Source organism: Butyrivibrio sp. INlla16 (genome assembly GCF_900104155.1).
Classification (GTDB): domain Bacteria; phylum Bacillota; class Clostridia; order Lachnospirales; family Lachnospiraceae; genus Butyrivibrio.
The window spans coordinates 76,846-95,991 of sequence record NZ_FMYB01000002.1; the positions used below are offsets into that span (position 1 = coordinate 76,846).

Annotated in this window: 15 protein-coding genes, 1 pseudogene and 1 riboswitch; of the genes and pseudogenes, 13 read left to right on the forward strand and 3 right to left on the reverse strand. The window is 43.4% G+C overall.

The features are described 5' to 3' along the window. Positions 1-13: 13 nt before the first annotated feature. The gene (locus BLR42_RS01330; RefSeq protein WP_091865978.1) at positions 14-850 is read right to left on the reverse strand and encodes a peptidoglycan DD-metalloendopeptidase family protein; all 837 of its coding nucleotides are present in this window, start codon (positions 848-850) and stop codon (positions 14-16) included. Between the two features lie 224 nt (positions 851-1,074). Between BLR42_RS01330 and BLR42_RS01335 the strand changes: the two genes are divergently transcribed. From BLR42_RS01335 to BLR42_RS01375, 9 genes and pseudogenes are all read left to right on the forward strand, one after another. Continuing rightward, complete coding sequence (locus BLR42_RS01335; protein ID WP_022761591.1) at positions 1,075-1,584, forward strand: SEC-C metal-binding domain-containing protein; 510 nt, start codon at positions 1,075-1,077, stop codon at positions 1,582-1,584. Between the two features lie 110 nt (positions 1,585-1,694). Further along, positions 1,695-3,572, forward strand: a complete 1,878-nt coding sequence (locus tag BLR42_RS01340; protein ID WP_091865980.1) for a threonine--tRNA ligase — start codon at positions 1,695-1,697, stop codon at positions 3,570-3,572. A gap of 59 nt (positions 3,573-3,631) precedes the next feature. Further along, entirely contained in the window at positions 3,632-5,311 is a 1,680-nt protein-coding gene (locus BLR42_RS01345) for a hypothetical protein (RefSeq protein ID WP_139165080.1), read from the forward strand. Between the two features lie 64 nt (positions 5,312-5,375). Continuing rightward, positions 5,376-6,062: a hypothetical protein gene (locus tag BLR42_RS01350; RefSeq protein ID WP_091865983.1), complete on the forward strand. Its 687-nt coding sequence runs from the start codon at positions 5,376-5,378 to the stop codon at positions 6,060-6,062. Between the two features lie 198 nt (positions 6,063-6,260). Further along, positions 6,261-6,464: pseudogene (locus tag BLR42_RS01355) on the forward strand (transposase); the annotation flags it as partial. Between the two features lie 398 nt (positions 6,465-6,862). Next, positions 6,863-6,942: riboswitch (cyclic di-GMP riboswitch) on the forward strand. Positions 6,943-6,998: 56 nt separating this feature from the next. Beyond that, positions 6,999-9,650, forward strand: a complete 2,652-nt coding sequence (locus BLR42_RS01360) for an Ig-like domain-containing protein (RefSeq protein WP_091865985.1) — start codon at positions 6,999-7,001, stop codon at positions 9,648-9,650. Continuing rightward, entirely contained in the window at positions 9,647-9,991 is a 345-nt protein-coding gene (locus BLR42_RS01365; protein ID WP_091865987.1) for a hypothetical protein, read from the forward strand. The genes BLR42_RS01360 and BLR42_RS01365 overlap by 4 nt, the downstream gene beginning before the upstream one ends. Positions 9,992-10,109: 118 nt before the next feature. Then, positions 10,110-10,478 carry an SdpI family protein gene (locus BLR42_RS01370; protein ID WP_091865990.1) on the forward strand — a complete coding sequence of 123 codons (369 nt, stop codon included), beginning with the start codon at positions 10,110-10,112 and terminating at the stop codon, positions 10,476-10,478. Between the two features lie 46 nt (positions 10,479-10,524). After that, positions 10,525-12,636 (forward strand): InlB B-repeat-containing protein, encoded by a 2,112-nt coding sequence (locus tag BLR42_RS01375; protein ID WP_091865993.1) that lies wholly within the window; start codon positions 10,525-10,527, stop codon positions 12,634-12,636. Between the two features lie 35 nt (positions 12,637-12,671). Here BLR42_RS01375 and bilS read toward each other — a convergent pair whose 3' ends face one another. Beyond that, positions 12,672-13,223 carry a flavodoxin family protein BilS gene (gene bilS, locus BLR42_RS01380; protein ID WP_242879154.1) on the reverse strand — a complete coding sequence of 184 codons (552 nt, stop codon included), beginning with the start codon at positions 13,221-13,223 and terminating at the stop codon, positions 12,672-12,674. A 7-nt stretch (positions 13,224-13,230) separates the two neighbouring features. Further along, positions 13,231-13,497, reverse strand: a complete 267-nt coding sequence (locus tag BLR42_RS01385; RefSeq protein WP_091865996.1) for a hypothetical protein — start codon at positions 13,495-13,497, stop codon at positions 13,231-13,233. A 299-nt stretch (positions 13,498-13,796) separates the two neighbouring features. Here BLR42_RS01385 and trkA point away from each other — a divergent pair, with 299 nt between their 5' ends. The 4 genes from trkA to BLR42_RS01405 all read left to right on the forward strand — a co-directional run bounded on the left by trkA (position 13,797) and on the right by BLR42_RS01405 (position 18,670). Beyond that, positions 13,797-15,164, forward strand: a complete 1,368-nt coding sequence (gene trkA / locus BLR42_RS01390; protein WP_091865998.1) for a Trk system potassium transporter TrkA — start codon at positions 13,797-13,799, stop codon at positions 15,162-15,164. Between the two features lie 18 nt (positions 15,165-15,182). Continuing rightward, the gene (locus tag BLR42_RS01395; RefSeq protein ID WP_091866000.1) at positions 15,183-16,628 is read left to right on the forward strand and encodes a TrkH family potassium uptake protein; all 1,446 of its coding nucleotides are present in this window, start codon (positions 15,183-15,185) and stop codon (positions 16,626-16,628) included. Between the two features lie 97 nt (positions 16,629-16,725). Then, complete coding sequence (preA, locus tag BLR42_RS01400) at positions 16,726-18,225, forward strand: NAD-dependent dihydropyrimidine dehydrogenase subunit PreA (RefSeq protein ID WP_091866002.1); 1,500 nt, start codon at positions 16,726-16,728, stop codon at positions 18,223-18,225. 151 nt (positions 18,226-18,376) lie between these two features. Beyond that, positions 18,377-18,670, forward strand: coding sequence for an STAS domain-containing protein (locus BLR42_RS01405; RefSeq protein ID WP_091866004.1), 294 nt, complete (start codon positions 18,377-18,379; stop codon positions 18,668-18,670). Positions 18,671-19,146 lie beyond the last annotated feature (476 nt).

Here is a 19,146-nt window from a genome sequence, read left to right on the forward strand (position 1 = left end):
TTTAGCGGCTTTGTTAACCGTTAATCTCAACCATCTCTTCGGGATTGACAAAAACCCCGTCCTGCTTGATCTGATATCCAAGCTTTGTATTATTTTCTCCGACAACGAAAAGTGTAGCTCCCTTGGCAACACTGTCACCTTCGTGAACGAGGCTCTCGCCGGCATTTCTGTAAATTGTTATATAGCCGTTGCCGTGGTCAATCGTCACACTGTTTCCGTATTTTACATCTGCAGTAACGCTGGTTACTGTGCCGGAACCTGAAGCAATTATAGTAGAGTTGGCCTCGGTGGTAAGAATGAGGATGGGATCAAGACCTGTGGTATCAACAGGAGTCTTCTCTGCATCTTCGCCCTCTGCACCTTCTTCGTCAGCGTTTTCTTCGCCGCCGTCCGCCTGAAGTTCAATCTCGGTAGAATTAGGATCGTCGTAGGAATTCTCAATCGATGCTGTTCCTGAGATAGGAAGAAGAGAGGGGATGTACTGCTGTTGTTCCTCGGCTGCGGTCTGAGCCTCCGCCTCAACCTTCTGATTGAGCGCCTGACTGAGCTGAGATACTTCATTCTCAAGCTCGGAGTTTTTCTGAATGAGTTCCTTGTTTGCTGTATCGAGTTCCTCTATCTGAGCACTCTGCTGGACTGTATATTTTTTCAGAGATGAGAGTGTGATAGCTGAGTGGATGACATAACATATAAGGAATAAAAAGATCGCAAATATGGAAAATGCCAGAACCTGAGCTGCTACATGTCCCACATGGAAGCTTCCGCTGCTTCCGTCGGAATCCCCCGAAATAATCATAAATGTGTAGTGGCGTTTATGCCTGTGTTTTTTTGGTTTATTAATATCTGCCATAAAAACCCCCAATAAAATTCAACTTATAATAGCATATATTATTAAAAAATCCAAGATATAGTTGTTTGAAAAATGCGGACCGCTAAATCTGCCATTTTCATCTGAGAAACCCCGAAATATCCCAAACGTTTACATAACAATGAAAAGATACTATAATATGAAAGATTAACATCTTATTTATGTTGATTTCGAAATACTATTATTTGGAAGTGAGGTTACACATTATGGCATTATTAAAAGAGTGGCGCGATATGGCTTATTCAGAGAAAGCTGATAAGGCCCAGCTGCAGAAACTTTGGACAGATTATTTTCAGAAGGAAAAAGAGATCTATGCAGAGCTTCTTAAGAATCCCGACGAAGTTGTAAAGGGAACAGTTAAGGAGCTTGCTGAGAAATATAGCATCGATATCATGACAATGACAGGTTTCCTTGATGGAATCAATGATTCACTTAAGGAGCAGAACGACATCGAAGCGATGGAAGAGGACACAGAGGTTCAGCTTGGTTTCGATAAGGAACTCCTCTACAAGAACATGGTAGCAGCAGGTGCTGACTGGCTTTACGGCCTCGAGGAGTGGAATGATATCTTCTCAGAGGAGAAGCAGAAGGAGCTCTACAAGGAGCAGAAGGCTTCACAGACCGTACGCAAGGAGAACAAGGTATATCCCAACGATCCCTGCCCGTGCGGAAGTGGCAAGAAGTACAAGAAGTGTCACGGTAAGGGTAAGTTCTAAGCGCTTCCTCAGATAAGCCTTCTCCCACTGGGAGAAGGTGGCGCGAAGCGCCGGATGAGGGGCTTTAATAAAAATAACTGTACCCGGTTGGTACGGAAAAGGAGAGAACAATGACAAAAGAAGAATTCAAAGAAGTGTACCGCCATTCATTGGCACACATCCTGGCAAAAGCCGTAATCGAGCTTTACGGTGAGGAGACACAGTACGCAATTGGTCCGCAGGTAGCAGACGGTTGCTATTATGATTTCGTTTTGCCGAAGGCTGTTACTGAGGATGATTTCAAGACTATCGAGGATAAGATGCGCGAGATCATCAAGAGAAGAGAGGACTGGACAAGAAAAGAGGTATCCAAGGCTGAAGCTCTCGAGATTTTCAAAGGTCAGAAATTTAAGACCGAGCTTATCGAGGATCTTCCCGAGGGTGAGACCATCACTACTTATAACACAGGTGATGACTTCATCGATCTTTGCCGCGGACCTCACGTTGAGAACTCTCAGGAGCTGATGAATGTTTCATATAAATTGAAGGCTGTATCCGGTGCATACTGGAGAGGCGATGAGAAGAGAGATTCCATGACCAGAATCTACCTCTACGCTTTTCCTTCAAAGGACGAGCTCAAGGCTCACCTCAAGATGATCCAGGAGGCCTTGGAGCGCGATCACAAGAAGATCGGTGCTCAGCTTGATCTTTTCATGTTTGATGAGACAGCTCCCGGAATGCCTTACTGGCTTCCCAGAGGCTGGAAAATGTACCAGAAACTCCTCAAGTTCTCAAGAGATATTCAGGAGAGACATGGCTATACAGAGATCGCTGCTCCCCTTATCGATAATAAGAAGCTGTGGCTCATCAGTGGACACTGGGCTCACTACATCAACAACATGTTCATAGTTCCCGGAATCGCAGGACACGTGCAGGCAGATACCAATATTCCTGACGTAGCCGAGAGCATGGAAGAGGATGCACCTAAGGCTCCCGTAAAGATTGAGAGAGGCTCGGTTATCTACAACAGAGAAGCGCTTGATACAATGGGCGCTAAGCCTATGAACTGTCCTAACGCGATGATGACTTACAAGAGAACAGTTCATTCTTATAAAGAACTTCCTATTCGTTACAGCGAGTATGATGTACTTCACAGAAAAGAGAAGTCAGGACAGATGAACGGTCTTTTCCGTGTTCAGGAGTTCAGACAGGATGATGACCATACATTCGTAATGGAGTCACAGATCCAGGATGAGATTGCAGATATCATCTCAATTGCAGACGAGATCTACAAGACATTCGGTGTAACTTACAGAGCTGAGTTTTCAACACGTCCCGAGGACTTCATGGGCGATATCGAGGTTTGGAACAGAGCTGAGGCTGCTATTAAGAGCATTCTTGATAAGAAATATGGCGAGGATGGCTATGAGATAAATGAAGGCGACGGTGCTTTCTACGGTCCCAAGATCGACCTTCAGATTAAGGATGCGCTCGGAAGAGAGTGGCAGTGCGGAACAGTACAGCTTGACTATCAGCTGCCTCACAACTTTGGCCTTACATATCAGGCTCAGGACGGAAGTCTTGAGATGCCTGTTGTTATTCACAGAGCGATCTACGGATCACTTGAGAGATTCATAGGTATCATTATCGAGAACTTCAAGGGTGCTTTCCCGTTCTGGCTCAGCCCTTATCAGGTAGGTATCGTTCCTATCCGCGTAGAACACAATGAGTATGCTAAGAAGGTAGCAGATCTTCTTTATGAGAACGGAATTGATGTTGAGGCTGACTACTCCGACAATAACATGAAGGAGAAGATCAAGAAGTTCAAGAACTACAAGGATCCTTACATCATCGTACTCGGTGATAAGGAGGCAGCTGAGAACACTGTTTCAATCAATGTTCGCGGTTCCAACAAGCAGATTCAGAACGTACCTCTCGATAAGTTCGTTGAGATGTGCAAGAAGATGAACGCTGAGCACACACTTGAGCTTATTGATAGTGTAGAGTAAAAAAACTGATCAGAAATAAACGCCTTCCCCCACTGGGGGAAGGTGGCGCGAAGCGCCGGATGAGGGGATTAATGACACTCCTTAACGATTCAAAAAAAACGTGGGACAAAGCCGAAATAATCTGCGGAAGTCTTCTATACCTGATTTCTTCAGCAATGATTATCTTTTCAGCATATCTTTGCTTTAGTCCCGACATATGGTACGACGAGCTCTTTAGCATGCAGCTTGCCACTAAGCCTGTTTCTGAGATGGTTAAATTAACAGCGGCGGATGTTCACCCGCCGCTGTATTATATTATCGTCCATTTCGTGATTAAGGCGCTCACACCCTTTGGCAATTCCTTCATGTCATCCGGACTTGTAAATAGCGGAGCTGCCCTGGGGAGCATGCAGATCATGTATGCAAAACTGGCGAGTGTAATTCCGCTGTTCATTCTCTTTTTGTATGCCGTCACAATCATCAGAAAGCGCTACGGAATTCTCGTGGGAGGACTTTTTTCCTGCGCTGTGATTGCAATGCCGCAGATGGCTGATTATGCGGTTGAAGTGCGTATGTACAGCTGGGTTATGCTTTTTGTGACAGCACTTTGCATACACGCCGGGCCGTTTATTGAGACTGAAAAGGATAAGCAGATAAAGGGACTGAAGTGGGGGAAGATTTTTCCTTTATTTATATATGGGCTGTTAGCCTGCTATACTCAGTACTATGCTGCTGTCGCAGTGGCTGCGGTATATCTGTTCCTGATCATTTGGTCGGTTCGGAAAAATGTATATCAGCTTGGAATCCTGCTTATCAGTGCCAACATGACTGCGGTTTGCTATGTGCCCTGGATAAGCGTTGTGCTTTCGCAGGCGAGATCAGTCTCATCCAATTACTGGATTCAGCCGCTGTCTCTAAGGAGCTTTGGCGGAATTATCAAGTTCCTGATGAAGCCCGGATTTTTTAATGATAAACTCGCTACTGTTCTGGCAGTTGTGATGTTTGTGCTGGTGGTAGCAGTGGTATTTTGCAATATCAGGGACTCCTATATGTGGCTCTGCTTCATGCCGATAATCGGAATTATTGCCTTTGGCTTTGCTGTGTCATTTTTACTTAGACCTGTTTTTATATACAGGTACATGATTCCCGCTATGGGAGCTATGTGGCTTTCAGTACTGATTGCTGCTAAGCGGCTCCTTAATGGAGAACGTGGAAAACTCCTATTTGCAGGACTTCTTCTGTATACATTGATGACTATTTTCTGCATCAGAGACTTTTGGGCTTTCCGTGGAAATGAGCTCTATAAACGTGTTAATATGGTACAGACGGAGCAGTTCTGGAAGGGTATATGTGAAGGCACAGGTGCTGAAAATACAGATGAGGACTCACTTTCGGAAGATCCGATACTCATCTGCAATTTTGAACAGGTAGCGGCTCTTTCAATGTACTATGCGAATGGATACTGTGACATAGTGGGAGATGCGGGAAAAGAGCTTCCGGTACAGGTTTATCTATACGGAGCGATAACGGATAGCATTCTTGAGAGTACTTTACCGGGGATACAGGTTATAAGTGAATACCCGGAAGTTCAGGAGCTTGTGGACAGTGGGAGGAGAGTGCTTTTCCTTGGAAGCTTTAATTCCAGAGAGGACATTCTGCAAGAATGGAAGGATTCACCTGCCGGGATTGAAAATAAGAACATTGGCAGCTATCTTAATGAGCGATATTGGTTTGATGTGTTTGAACTATCGCGAAAATGAGAAGACAGACAAGAGGATAGCTGATTACAGAAAGATTATTTCTATAGATATATAGGAGAGACATTTGAGAAAAAGATTTTTATCAATTATCTTCATACTTACGGTATTCACGCTGGGAAACAGCAGAATCAGCACGCTGGCTTCGGCAGGTGCGGGCGCGGTTCTGGATGACATGATTAAGGATGCGGATTCTGAGAATTCTTCCGGATCAGGTGATGAATCCAAGGCCGGAGGTATATCAAAGCTTCCGGAAGCACTTGCCTGTACGTTTTTCGTGCCCATGGGATTCAAGGCTTCAGATGAACCCGGAGTCTTTGTGAATGAGCACTATCCGTTGGAATCCGCAAACATCACTTACGAGGTTTCGGTTCTTCCGGAAAAGAAAATACTTACCAATGCTCAGAGGGCAGCAGGGGAATCCGAGGATGCGACCAATATCGAGTATAGATATGACGAACTCGCCGCAGAGATGTATGAGACTATTCAAAAGGAAAACTACGAAAGTCTCTACGGAGAAAACATCGGATTTACGCTGGAATCCTTTGAAAACATGGAGTATGACGGTTTCCCGGGATATATGATAAGGACCTCTTACACACCGGAGAACTCACAGACAATTCATCAGGCTATCGCAATAGTACTTTCCAAAAACAAGGTATTCACGATTGTCTTTTCAAGGGCAGAGGATGATGACTTTGAGGACAAATGTACACAGACACTGGATACAATACATGTTCTTGCTAAGAAGTAACCGCTCATTTAGAGCGGTTTTTCTTTTATATAGTACGTGCTCAATAATTAATAACTACTGATATTTACTGACTTTGTGGGCAATCCGTGAGATAATAGATGCAAGGAAATTATTACTTTTACCTCAAAAACCTTGCACCTTTCGCGGAGAATCCCATGTACAAAAAGAATCAAAATCGTCAAATTACCCTCAAGTTGTGGGATGCCGGCAAAGCCTCTAAGGATGGCACTTGGTGCACTTCTCATTCAGAAGAAATATGACTATTCTGACAGAGAGCTTGTAGAACAAATCCAGGAGAATCCGTATTATCAATACTTCATCGGGCTACCAGGATTCCAGCTAGAGCAACCATTTGCACCATCACTACTTGTTGAGTTCCGAAAACACCTTACGGATGAAAAGCTTGCCGGACCAGCTCTTGGAAGGCCTGGCAAAGATACAGTCATCGATAAGCGTACAGAGTACATTGATAGTGTAGACAGAATCGAAGCCCGGTGTAAATTTGGAATATCAAAACGCAGTCACGGACTGGGGCTGATTTTGGGAAACGTGAGAACTTACATTTGTTAATTTTAATCTTTATAAAAAGAGATATTAACGGAAAAAAGAATATTCTATGTCAGGTGTGCGGAAACTAAATTTGCTGATACAAAGAGAAATATCAGGAAAATAGAAGAGTTTAAGGGAATTATTAAATTTTGAATATAAAGAAATTCGTTTATAAATATTTTAGAATTGGTCTGATTGACGGAAACTAAATCCGAGAATACACTACAGTTACTGTTTTTGTTCTGCGACAAAACATATTTCGGCAAACTATGGGTGACCATAGGACGCAAAGCTATAGGGACTTTCATTAAGAAGTCAGCCAGTTGCACTTTCTGAGAACCTTAGCTTTGCGAAGCGAAGGTTTTTTAGAAAGGGGATTTGTTCATTATGAATCGAATCAAATCAATTCTCGCTATTGCTTTGACAATGTTAATTGTCTTTTCCGGCGTTTCGCCGACTTCTATGTCAGTAATGGCAAAGAAGTCATCTTCAGGGGGAAAATCCATAACCCTCAACTATTCCCAGTACACACTTAAGAAGGGCAAAAAAGTAAAGCTTAAGGCAACAACATCTTCTAAAAAGAAGTCAGTTGTATTTAAGAGTAAGAACCCCAAGGTAGCAACCGTTGACAGCAAGGGTAACGTAAAGGCTGCTAAAAAGGGAAAAACAGTTATCACAGCTACAATAAAGGGTACTAAGAAAAGTGCAAAATGTACTATTTATGTAGGATCACCCGTAAGCATTGTATCCATTGGGGATCAGCAGATAGAACTTAATGCAGGGCAGAATTATCAGGTGACAGCAAGAGTTGAGCCCCTGGATGCTTCTATTAAAACAGTAAGCTTTAAGAGTTCAGATGAGTCTGTTGCATCAGTTTCAGAATCAGGACTTGTTGTTGCAAAAGGAGAAGGAACTGCCACAATAACAGCAACAGCTAATGACGGAAGTAAGAAAAGCGCATCTTTGCTTGTTAAGGTAAACGGTGCAACACAAAACGGCAAAGATTCCAAGGATTCAAAGGATTCCAAGGATGCAAATAATACAAATAATACAAATGGCACAAATGGCTCAGGTGAGTCCGGTAACTCAGGTGGATCATCAGAGTCAACCATAGGTTCCGCATCAAAGAATTCAGGCCTTGTAACCCTGACAGCTTCAAGTAATAGCGTTGTAGCCGGAACTACAGATAATAAAGTATATTTATATGCCACAGTCGCTGTAAATGTAGATAAAGTTGAGCTCTATGACTCCAATGGCAACTTTGTAAAAGCGATGGAGGATGACGGAGTTTATAAAGATAGCGGCGATGATATGAAGGGAGACCAGATTTACTCTGCTTACAAAAGGTTTGTATCAGGTAATAACGGTCGTTACAGCTATTATGTAAAGGCATATGTGGGATCAGAGGAGATAACCTCTGACACAGTTGATATTGATGTTGTTTCCGTAATGTCCGATGAAAATAGAGAAGAGATGACAGCAGCGGATAATGCCATCGAAGAGGTAACGGAAACTCTTAATCCAAATGCCACCATCGAAGTAAAAAAGACAGCAGTTCAGAATGTCTTAAATGAACAGAAAAACTCCGGAAATATTAAATCTGTCGGAACATTTGACAGTGAATCAAATGTTATAACCTTTGAATATACTGATGGCACCACAGGTGCAGTATCTCTTGAAGAGAATACAATTAAGAGTAATGGTACCGGAAAAGTTCGTAATCCCAAGGGAAGCGGACTCTGGGATACAATGATTAAGTCGGAATCTCTTGCACCGATTGCCCGTAACAGCTCAAATACTGCAGGATCAATCGGAAAAGCTATCATATACTTCGGTTTTAGCGGAAGTAATGAAGTAGGCTGGAGAAAGGCATATTATAACGACGAAGCCATTCCGGAACTGAATGGAATGGGACTGACAACAACTATGAAGGAAGCTACCTTAAAAGACTTCAAAGCTATGTCAGCCTATGATGTTATTGTTTTCAGTATGCATGGATCCTCTTATGGAAATGATCTCTATATGTGTACCTATGAAAAAGTTTCTGCTGAAAAGGATAACGCGTATTATGCAGATCTGATCAATGGCAGAGTAGTAAGAGCAACACTTATAGATGGCAATACATACTACTGGGTTAAGCCCGCATTCTTTACTGCAAACCTTGGTGCTACTTCCCTGAACGGAAAAGTACTTTTCTCTGAGACCTGCGATTTTATGGGTGAGGGATCAAAAGTAAGCACACAGTTTTCATCAGCACTCTTAGGACGCGGAGCAAGTACGGTTGTGGGCTTCCATAATTCAGTTCTTGCAGTCTACAGTAGAGAACTTATGAAGGCATTTGTTACAGGACTTGCTTCCGGTAAGACAACAGGCGACGCATTCGCAAGTGCAACGGCAACATACGGGGTAAATGACGGGCACGGAGCATACCCTATACTTTCAGGATCAACCAATACTGTGCTGTTCACAGATGATTTCAAAAACGGAAGCTTTGAATTAACACCTGTTTTGACAGAATGGTATCATCTTGGTGATGCAAGAACCATAACAGGACTTGCAGAATTATCACCCACTCATGGAAAAAAGATGGCGATACTTACAACCGGTATCGGATCATCCTCCTCTTCTTACGACACACAGAAGAATGAGGGTACAGAGGGAAGTGTTCTTTCGCAGACCTTTGTGGTTCCGTCGGATGCAAGCACACTCAGCTTTACCTATAATGTGGTATCTGAAGAGCCTCTGGAATATGTTAATACTGAGTTTGATGACAAATTTATAGCCCGTCTCCTGGATACTAACGGAAATCTGATTGTAGAGCTTGCACGTGAAGAGGTTAATACTTCCACATGGTATGAGATATTTAATATCGATTTTGATGACGGTGACGATACTGTTTATCATACTAAGTGGAAGGATGTTTCCTACGATTTGTCTTCGCTCAGAAATCAGAGAGTAACACTTGAATTCGTGACATTTGATGAAGGCGATTCAGTATTTGATACAGTAGGTATAATTGATAATGTGGTTGTAAAATGATGAAAAATGCAGTTCGAACGGTTATACTGATTGCTATAATTTCATGTACTATTCTTTGTGGATGCAACCAAAAGATAACAGGGAATGGTGATAAGGAGGCAGCGGCAGTTATGAGCAGTGATTATATCAGTGTTGTTTCGAAAAGAGTGACGAACGTTTTGAAAAATGCTACCTCGGAGGATGCCGCGTTGTCAGGATTAAGCGAAGAATTGGAAGCATTAACGAAGGAGGGATATATTCTGGACTATAAGATTGATTATCCCAAGGCAGTGCAGGTGACCTATTCGGATTCCACGGAAGGAATGATCATGCTTACACCGTTTGATACTAACTACAACTAAACAGCAATCTTGAAAACTTTATAAAATAACATTGTGCACTTTGCGTTTTTTACTATATATGGTAAAATAAAATAATTAGCAGACGATATATAGTGTTTGATTCTTGTATGGGGGTATTATGGCAGGAATAGAGCTTCTATTATTTATCTGTGTTCTTATTTGTCCTGTGATAGCGGCGATTGCAGGATTTATTCTTATGAAAAATCCACCGAAAGAAATCAATGATACCAAGGGGTACAGAACGAAAAGATCCAAGAGCAGCCAGGAGGCTTGGGATTTTGCGAATACCTATAGCGGAAGAAATACTATGATCTATGGAATAGTAGCACTTGTACTTAGTGGAATAGCCTATGTTTTGGTTGTGAAAAATGCAGGCTTTAATCCGCTTGCAGCGATGGTGCTTATTATTTTGATTCAGATGGTTGTCATGATAATCGTTATGATTGTTCCGACGGAGAAAAAGTTGAAAGAAAAGTTTGGGGAGTAAAATCAAACACTTTTAACATAACTTTAATGGGTGGGGGGAGACTCAGTTGAAGAGTGTTTACAACAAAGAAGCACTGAATAGGATTGCGGCTCAGGATAAACTGGATAGGATGATAGTCCTTGTTTCGCCTGCAGCTTGGGTCTCTATTTTTGGTGCTTTTATTATTATCGGAGGACTTCTTGTCTGGGGATTTTTTGGAAAACTCCCTACAAGTGTTGATACTGACGGAATCTACCTAAATGCTGAGGGTGCGAATTACATCTATTCACAGACTGAAGGCTTTGTCGTCTCTGTTAATATCAAGGACAATGATGTGGTTCATAAGGGCGACATAGTTGCGACAGTCGGAGATGAAGATGATATTTACCGAATCAAGCAGCTTGATACCCGCATACAGTATGTCGAGAATATGACCTTTGACTCGGAAATGGACATTGTTACTTCGGATACAGAGCAGATGGCTCAGATAAAGCTTTCCGCAAAGCAGGCTGACCAGGATGCACTGAGCACAGAGGCGGAGCTGCAGCTCAAGGAGGAAAAACTGAAGGAAGCACAGACCCTTGCGAATGAAAAAGAACAGCAGATGCTTGATTTTAAGCAGCAGTTTTTTGCGACACTGAATGTTACGGATCAGGAACCGCAGGTAAAGTATAACGAGGCAAGTACCGATTACGAAAATTGTTCGCAGAGATACGAAACAGCAAAGGCAAACTATATCAGCCTCAAGGAAACTTATTATTCCGCGAAGGAGATATTTGATGCCCAGTACTTCGATTTTGATGCTCTTGAGCATACCGAGGCGGAAAGAAATGCTTTCGAAGCAGCCCTTGCTGATGTGGAAGCCAAGGAAGCTGCTGCAAATGATCATCCGAAGACTGAGTCAAGCTTTAGACTTACCGCCAAGGCCAATACGGAGCAGGGCTATACGTTCAAGTATTGGGAAGACGGAAGCGGTAATGTTTTCACAAATGAAACCTTTGTGGTTTCCGGATTAAAAGAAGATAAGACCTATACTGCGGTATTTGTTCAGAGTGCGCAGCAGGTTACTGTTGTTATAGAACCGTCTCCTGAAGAGGGCGGAACTGTTCAGTATAACAACGAAGCGCCTGTATCCAAGGCAACGCCCTACATTTATAACAAGGCCACTGAGACCGGCTTTACGTTAAAAGCTGAAGTTAAGCCCGGATACACCTTCCAGTACTGGATTGATGACAAGGGCAATACCTATACCAAGAGCTCTGTCAGAATTACCAACGTTAATGAGGACAGTGTCTTTACCGCATTTTTCGTAAATGAGGAAGAGGAAGGGGGACTGCGAGTTGTAGCAAGCCCTCCGAGCGGAGGCCATGTAAGGAAAAAGGTCCTGAAAAACGGTAAGTACAAGATTACCGCTGAGCCTAATGAGGGCTGGTATTTCGTCGGATGGAAGAAGGATGACAGGAAGGGCGAAAAGAAAGGCTATGTGTCCAAGGCCAAATCCTTAAAGGTGAAGGATGAAGATATCACTTATATTGGATGCTTTGAAAAGGATGAGAATTATTCCAGGAACACGGACATAATTAGCGAGCATTTTTATGATGAAAAGCGCGAATTCACAGAGCCGAACAACAGCGTAACAAGGCAGACAATAGAGGGGCTTGCGGCAGCAGCTGTCTCCTACGACAGACTAAGATACGGCAATGATCTTCCCAGTTTGCATGCCTATGGCGCTGTGAAGTCTGTGGAAAACTACTATAAGGAAAAGCTTAATGATTCAGACTTTTCCTTTGCCCGCGGCATTCTTACAACAACTGAGGATGAAGTGATAGGGACCAGCAACATAAAGGATATTGATCCTCTTATGAATTCGGCAAAGAATATCACACTTGATAAGTTTGGGGAGCGCTACGACAGCGAAGTAGTCGCTGCCGTATACACAGAGCCTCCGGAGGATTTCGACGGCGAAGTAAGAACCTACCTGTGGAGAAACACAGACACGAGCATCAACGACAACATCTACGTCATGTACCGCAACTCCGGCTCAGGCTACAAGGAGATGGCAGCAGTCGTTGATGATGACGGCACCGTCCGCTTCACCCTCGAAGACGCCCTCACCGGCACCGAATTTGCCCTTATCCGCGTCAACATCGAAGACAACGTCCAATCCAAGAAGGATTGATGAATTTCGCCCCGGCACTCGGAGCCGGGGTGAATTTACAGAATGTCTCTGAGGTGGGAGTAGTTTTCTTGTTCGGGGATGCGGTGAACGGCGGTATCGGCAAAGACGTTGGCGCGAAGGAGATCCTGCTTGTCGGGGTGGCGCTGTCCTTCATCGAAGATGGCGATCATTCGGTCGGCGAATTCATCGCCCCGTTTTCCGCGGAGCTCTTCGTAGCGATCGCGAATGAAGGCCGGCATGGAGCCCTGGCAAAAGAAGGAACCGAGATAGCGGTTGTCTGTGGGAAGCCAGACAGTAGCAATGGCTTCGACGGACTTGTAGTAGGCGGGATCATTTCCCATGCCACAGGTGCCGAAAAAGGCCACATTTTTTCCATGCAAAGAAGAAATAAGGTCTATGACTTCCAGTGAACAGGTACCACGGTTAACCCAAAAACCAACGAAATAAGTCTCGGCGTCATGCCTTCCGTTCCAGCTTCGTACATTGAGCTCTTCTTTGGAGTCGGAAGGAAGTGCATAGAAAATTTCGTCGGCTATTTTCTTGGTATTCCCTGTTTCACTTGCATAGACCACTAAATATTTCAGCATGTTTCCTTTATGGTTTTCTGAAAAACTTTATAATTCTGTCGGTAAATTTCACAAAAGCCTCATTTTCATGATAACGTCCCGGAATATTTTTCGAAAAAAGACGGAAGTAACTGTAAATGAGCAGAGCAATTGCTATGTAATATATAAACTCAAAAGGAGTAAGGTATGACAACACAAGGATAACAACCGAAGCAGCCAGACAGGTTTTGGTCAGTCTGTCAGTTCCGTATGCACCGTACCGTCCCTGAAAAAAACGATATAAAAAATCTTTCATATACTACACCTTCGAACAAGATCAATTTGTGTTTAAGTAAACACCCCCTCAATCTTAAGGAAAGTATAGTGTTCATGCGGCGAAAATACAATTAATCGCCAATGAATTTCTCTTAAAAATCCATAAATGTATTATTACCTAAACCCAAACTTTATTAACACGAAATAAGCTTAATTGAGCACTATTTCCTTGATTTCTAGTAAACGATGATAAATAGTGGTATTATATATGGGATTATTTATTGCATGGATTGTTTTGAATAAAATATTCCATGCAATAAAGATTTTTTGGAGGAAAGTATGCAGATAATTATAGTTGGCTGCGGTAACGTAGGCGCAGCTTTGACTGAACAGCTCAGTGGTGAGGGGCATGACGTTACTGTTATTGAGGAAAAACGTGACGTCATTCAGAGTGTTGTCAACAACTTTGATGTAATGGGCATCGTCGGTAACGGCGCAAGTTACCTTGTAATGAAGGATGCCGGAATAGAGTACGCGGATCTTATGATCGCGGTTACGGGTAATGACGAGCTTAACCTTCTGTGCTGTCTGATAGCGAGAAAGGCCGGTCATTGCAACACTATCGCCCGTGTTAAGAATCCTATTTATAAGAGAGAGATCAATTTCATCAAGGAAGAGCTCGGTCTCTCCCTGGTTGTTAACCCTGAGGAACTCTCTGCGGCTGAGGCAGCAAGACTTCTTAAATTCCCGGCTGCCACCAAGATCGAGACCTTCGCAAGAGGCCGTGCCGAGATAGTGCACATGACCGTTAGAGAAGATACCAGAATCTGCGATAAATCCCTTAAGACAATACAGTCTGAGATTAAGAGTAAAGTGCTGATTGCGGTTGTATCCCGTGCGGACGAGGTTTTCATCCCGAACGGAGACTTTGTTCTTAGAGCGAACGACGAGCTTACAATCGTTGGTGCATCGAGAAGTATCGCCGAATTTTTCAGAAAAATAGGAATGCCCACCGCTAGAGTACATTCCTGCATGATCATCGGCGGAGGTGCGACATCATATTACCTCGCACAGCAGCTGATTTCCTTCGGAATCGATGTAAAGATATTCGATAAGAGCCTTGAGAGATGTAAGAAGCTCTCTGATCTGGTTCCGCAGGCGCTCATAATAAATGCCGATGGAACCGACAAGGATGCGCTGATGGAAGAGGGCCTCGTCGGAACGGAATCCTTCGTCGCCATGACCAATCTCGATGAAGAGAACATCATGCTTTCTATGTATGTAAAGAGCGTGAATCCCAAGGCTAAGCTTATTACCAAGGTTCACAGAGTTAATTACGGTGAGATTATCGGCTCACTTCAGATCGGAAGTGTTATCTATCCCAAGAACATCACTGCGCAGAGAATTGTCCAGTATGTCCGCGGAATGAGTAATTCCATGGGTAGTAATAACATAGAGGCACTCTATAAGATGAACGACGGCAAGGTTGAGGCGCTGGAGTTCTTCGTAACGGAAGGGGCATCAGTTATCGGCAAGCCTCTTTCAGAGATGCATTTGAAAAAGGGTATCCTGGTGGCTCTTATTAACCGCAAAGGCGAGATCATCTCCCCTAAGGGTTCAAGCGTCATAGAGGCGGGAGATACGGTAGTTATCATAACCAGCCAGCTTGGACTTCAGGATATTTCGGACATCGTATCCGACAAATAATTACAGAGGTGATTTTGTATGAACTATAAGATGATCCGTTTTCTGCTCTCAAGAGTTTTGCAGATAACCGGAATTCTCATGATGCTGCCGCTGATTGTGGCGATCATTTATAAAGAGTACGGCTGCGCACGCATGTTCTTTTTACTGATTATGACGTGCCTTGCAGTCGGATCCATCGGCGCTCATTTCAAACCGAAGAATGTTGCAATTTATGCCAGAGAGGGCTTTGTATCCACAGCCCTGACCTGGATTCTTATAAGTATGATCGGCGGGCTTCCCTTTGTCCTTTCGGGAGTAACCGACAGCTATGTGGATGCTGTATTTGAGACAATTTCAGGTTTTACAACGACCGGATCTACGATTCTCACAAGCGTTGAGATGTACTATAGCGTGCAGTTCTGGCGCACCTTCACCCACTGGGTAGGCGGTATGGGTGTGTTGGTATTCATCCTTGCTATCATGCCCATGGGAGGCGGCTATAGCATGCACCTTATGAGGGCGGAGAGCCCGGGCCCCTCTGTAGGAAAAATCGTACCGAGGGTGCGTGATACAGCCAAGATTCTTTACCTGATTTACATCGGTATTACTGTATCTCAGATTATTCTGCTTATGATCACGGGACTTAATCCGTATCAGGCTATGACAACCACCTTTGCTACGGTTGGTACCGGAGGTTTCGGTATTACAAACAGCGGCGCCAACGATTTTTCAACAGCATCGCAGATAGTCATAACCATATTCATGATAATGTGCGGTATCAACTTCAACGTATACTACTATCTGATAACGCTGCGTCCGAAGGAAGCTATTAAAAGTGATGAGGTTAAGCTCTATCTGGCGTTGATGTTCGGATCCGCTTCACTTATCGCATTCATGATTTATAGAAACGGTGTGACTGCAACTCCCTTTGAATCCTTCCATCACTCACTTTTTACTGTGGCATCAGTAATGACGACGACAGGTTTTGCAACTCTGGATTTCAATCAGTGGCCTCAGCTTTGTAAGACGCTTCTGGCGTGTCTGATGCTCCTTGGAGCCTGTGCGGGTTCAACGGGCGGTGGCTTCAAGCTCTCCAGATTCGTCATCTTGATAAGAGCCCTGAAAAATGAGCTGACCTACATTGTTCATCCGAAGTCAGTCAAGAAGGTATATATGGACGGGCATCCGATAGATTCGACGGTTGTGAAGTCGGTATCCGCTTACCTTAGTATGTATGTTGTGATTTTCATTATTTCAATCCTTCTCATTTCCTTTGATGAGTTCGATTATGAAACGAATTTCACGGCGGTGGCAGCTACACTTAACAACATCGGTCCCGGTCTCGGAATGGTTGGCCCTACAGGAAACTTCAGCGCATATTCAGATCTGTCCAAGATTGTTCTTATGTTTGACATGCTGGCAGGAAGACTTGAGCTGTTGCCGATGCTGATTCTCTTATCACCCAGAACCTGGGCCAAGAGATAAATATAAAATAAAAATAAAATAGTGACGATTTAAAGATGTGAATATAAGTCCGGTAGTATAATTGAGATAACGAATTAATGTTATTGAGGGGAAAATTATGCTGCCGGAAAATTATATTAATCGAAAAGACATGCTTGCCTGTGTGCTGTGCAAAGATCCGCCGTGCACCAAGGCATGTAAGAAGATGGATCCGGGGAAAGCGCTTTTTGATATTTGGTTTGACAATGCAGATATCGCAGCACTAAACCTTCCGGAGAATAATGTTTGTGCAAAGTGTGATGCACACTGTGAAGATGCCTGTATCAGTTCCCGCAGGGTTCCGATACAGAGACTTATGTCGACTTTACATAAGGTGGTCGCACCTGAGGCGGAGATTGATGTGCCTGAGGATTACAAACGTCTTCAGTGTGACATCTGCGGAATCCCGATTGAGAATCCGTTCCTATTGTCTTCATCGGTGGTGGCATCGACCTATGATATGTGTGCAAGAGCCTTCGAAGCCGGTTGGGCAGGAGCCTGCTTTAAAACTATCTGCTCTTTTGATATTCATGAGGCTTCACCTAGATTCTCGGCGATTACAGGGGATAACGGAAGCATAGTGGGCTTCAAGAATATTGAGCAGTTATCGGACCACAGTGTTGCTGAGAACATGGAGATTTTCAGAAGGCTGAAAGAGAGATATCCAAAGAAATTCATTCTGGCATCCATAATGGGACAGGATGAGGACGAGTGGGAATCACTGGCAAGGCTCTGTGAGGAGAACGGAGCGGATGCCATAGAGCTCAATTTTTCATGTCCAAATATGCAGGAGGACGGGCTTGGTTCGGATATCGGGCAGATTCCGGAACTGGTTGAGAAATACACCGCTGCGGCAAAGAGAGGCGCCAATATTCCTGTCCTTGCAAAGCTGACTCCCAATGTGGCAACCATGAGCCCCGCAGCAGAAGCGGCTTTTCGCGGCGGAGCGGATGGCATAGCAGCCATAAATACGATAAAGAGTATAATCGGGGTAAGTCCTTATACCTTTGTTTCTGCCCCGGCAGTCAAAGGAAAATCGGCGATTGGAGGGTACAGCGGCAATGCGGTTAAGCCCATTGCGCTCAGATTCATATCAGAGATCGGTCAGAATCCCATGCTTAAGGGCATTCACATAAGCGGAATGGGAGGAATCGAGACCTGGAGAGATGCTCTTGAATTCATCCTGATGGGTGCAGGCTCAATACAGATAACCACAGCGGTTATGCAGTACGGCTATAGGATTATCGATGAGCTTAAGGATGGCCTCAATTATTATCTGAACCAGATGGGCATAAATTCCGTCAAGGATATAATCGGTGCAGGCCTTGACAGCGTCAGTGATACCACGGATGTACTTGAGAGGGATTCGGTTCTTTTCCCTAGATTCGAGTCCGAAAAGTGTATAGGCTGTGGAAGATGCGTGATTTCCTGCAACGACGGTGGTCACCAGGCTATCTCTTTTGAGAACAGAAAACCCAAGCTTGACGGAAGCAAGTGTGTGGGATGCCATCTCTGCCTGCTTGTTTGCCCGCAGAATGCAATTGTTCCTTCGAAGAAGAGAATAAATCGTGCGACATAAGATTATAATAAAAAACTTATCAAATAATAAAATGATATAATTAGCATTTTATAATAATTTTAGTGTTGAAAAACCGATGATGGATGTATAATAATGAAGTATAGAATAATGACTTATTCAAGAATTTCTTTTATGAAGGGAGAGTTTTGCTATGACAATAAATAAGGAAGCAAGCGGAAGCGATCTGGTTATTGCACTCGGAGGAAGACTTGATACCACTACTGCGCCGCAGCTTGATGATGAAGTTAAGAATCTTGATGGCATCGAGAAACTTACTTTTGATTTCAAGGATCTTGAATATATTTCATCTGCTGGTTTAAGAGTTCTTCTGTCAGCTCAGAAGGTTATGAATAAGCAGGGCAGCATGGTTATTAAGAATGTTAGTGAAGAGATCAGCGAGATCTTTGAGGTAACCGGATTTGTTGATATTCTTACAATAGAGTAAGGGAATCCTATAATTATTTGATTTATGAAGGCTGTTGTACTTTTTTGGTACACAGCCTTTTACTATGTTCTGAAGTAATTCTTTGTGTATCATGTGTTGCAAAAATGCAATATGACCTCTTCTCAGGAATATTGGGCACTCAAGAGGTCAATGGCAGATATTGCTGTCGCTATGGTCAAAAATCAGGAAAAATTTGAAAGTAACCTCGGAAGAAAATAAAATATGTTTTTTGGCGTTTTGGTATACATTTTGGACGTATTTTAACGGTTTTTCAAACCCAAAAGTAAATGAGAAGGCATATTTAATGAGTTGGTATCCTTGTTTTCTCAAATCATGGGTACCAACATGTAAAAAAACATGCTCTCATTTACAAGTTATCCAGAAGAGCCCTAGAAAAGTGCATAAAAGGTATACCAAAATGCCTGGAATGCTCTCTCATTTACATATTAAATATGGGGGAATATATAAGCCAAATT